The 2017-nt window shown below is 74.9% G+C and carries 2 protein-coding genes; one reads left to right on the top strand and one right to left on the bottom strand.

The annotated features are described in order from the left end of the window. Positions 1-605 (top strand): DUF3152 domain-containing protein (locus SSBG_RS18835; protein ID WP_008747662.1); only part of this gene is annotated, 605 nt, incomplete at its 5' end. 140 nt (positions 606-745) lie between these two features. Here SSBG_RS18835 and SSBG_RS18840 read toward each other — a convergent pair. Then, entirely contained in the window at positions 746-1747 is a 1002-nt protein-coding gene (locus SSBG_RS18840; protein ID WP_008747663.1) for a sigma-70 family RNA polymerase sigma factor, read from the bottom strand. Between the last annotated feature and the right edge of the window lie 270 nt (positions 1748-2017).

A 2017-nucleotide genomic window follows, 5' to 3' on the forward strand; every position in this document is an offset into this window, starting at 1 on the left:
CCGAAGGCGAAGCCCTCGAAACCACGCCCGGGCCCGGCCCCCGAAGCGGCACCGGGCTCTTCACCACCGCTTCGGCGAGCGGCGGCCTCGTCGGGCACGGTGCGACGGTGCGCCGGTACCTCGTGCAGGTCGAGGGCGGCAGCGGCGTGGCGGCGACGGAGGCGGCGCGGGAGATCGAGCGGGTGCTGGCCGACCCGCGCGGCTGGACGGCGAACGGCCGCGACTCCTTCCAGCTCGTCGGCTCCGGCCCGCACGACTTCGAGGTGAAGATCGCGACCCCGGACACGGTGGACCGGCTCTGCGGGCAGGCCGGGCTCGACACGCACGGTGAGGTCAACTGCGACGTCGGCAGCCAGGTCATCGTCAACCTCAAGCGCTGGCTGACCGGTTCGCCGGAGTTCTCGGGCCCGGTCGGGGAGTATCGCGCGCTCATCATCAACCACGAGGTCGGCCACCGCATCGGCCGCGGCCACGAGACCTGCCCGGGCCCCGGCCGTCCCGCGCCCGCGATGATGCAGCAGATCTACGGCCTCAAGGGCTGCGCCCCCAACGCGTGGCCGTACGACGCGCACGGGACGTACCTGGGCGGCCCCGCGGTCGCGTGACGGGGGACGGTCTCCCGGTCGCGTGACCGGGGACGGACCCGCGGTCGCGTGGCGGGAGGCGGACCCGCGACGGGCCCCCTCGCCCTCCCGGTATCCGCGCCGCTCCCCGCCCCCGTACCTCCCTCGCCCGCCGCGCTCCCTCAGCCGCCCACGCCCCTGCCCTCCGCGTCCAGCCGGGTTGGGAGGCCGAAGAGCGGGAACCAGCGGGCCGTGTCCAGGAAGCAGTGCACGCCCCTGATCCGGCCCCCGTCCAGGTCCATGACCTGCACCGCCCACGGCGAGAAGCCCGAGCCGTCCGGCTCCGGGTGGTAGTGCGCGAAGGCCGGGGCGCCGTTGGCGACGGTCGGGACGAGGCGCGAGCCCCGGCAGACGGCCCCCGTGCCGAGCATCCAGCCGGTGAAGTTCTCCGGGCTGACGAGCCACAGGTCGTACGGGGGCATCGACATCACGACGTCCTCGTGGAGCAGCGCCGTGAGGGCCGTCATGTCGTACCCCTCGAAGGCCGCCACGTACCGGTCCAGGAGCGCGCGCTGCTCCGGGTCGAGCGGGGCGACGGGATCGGTGGGGCGCACCGGGTGCTCGGCGAGGGTCGCGCGGGCGCGCTGGAGCGCGCTGTTGACGCCCGCGACCGTCGTGTCCAGCAACCGCGCCACCTCCTGCGCCCGCCAGGCCAGGACCTCGCGCAGGATGAGCACCGCGCGCTGCTTGGCCGGGAGGTGCTGGAGCGCTGCGACGAAGGCGAGGCGCACGGAGTCCCGGAGCGCGGCGGTCTCGGCGGGGTCGGACGGGTGGGCGGGCAGCACCTTCGCGTCGGGCACGGGCTCCAGCCAGGTCGGCTCGGGACGCGCCTTGAGGACGGCGCTCGCCGCGGGCTGCGGCGCGGTCAGGTCCATGGGGAGCGCCCGCCGGTTCCCGGCGTTGAGCGCGTCGAGGCACACGTTGGTCGCGATGCGGTAGAGCCACGAGCGGAGCGAGGAACGGCCCTCGAAGGAGTCGAGCGCCTTCCACGCCCGCACCATCGTGTCCTGCACCGCGTCCTCGGCCTCGAACGGCGAGCCCAGCATCCGGTAGCAGTACCCCGTCAGCTCCCTGCGGTACTCCTCAAGACGCGCGTCCGTGATGGTCGCTCCCGCCTCGCCCACGACATACCCCCGGTTCGGAAAACAGCATCGCGAAGCCGCCTCCGCACCGGTGCGAAGACGGTCCTGCGGACGCTACAGGAGCCCACCGACAACGCCCCCTGTTCACGCGAATTCCGGTGCGGGGAACGGGCGATGGGGTACGGGGCGCTACGGGACCGCACACCCGGGCGCCGAGCCCCGGGCGCCGCACCCGGCCCCGTACCGCCCACGCCGGCGTGCCGCCCGTACCGGCTGTCCCGCCCGTGCCGCCCCCGCCCCCGCCTCCGTCAC

The organism is Streptomyces sp. SPB074, assembly GCF_000154905.1.
GTDB lineage: Bacteria > Actinomycetota > Actinomycetes > Streptomycetales > Streptomycetaceae > Streptomyces.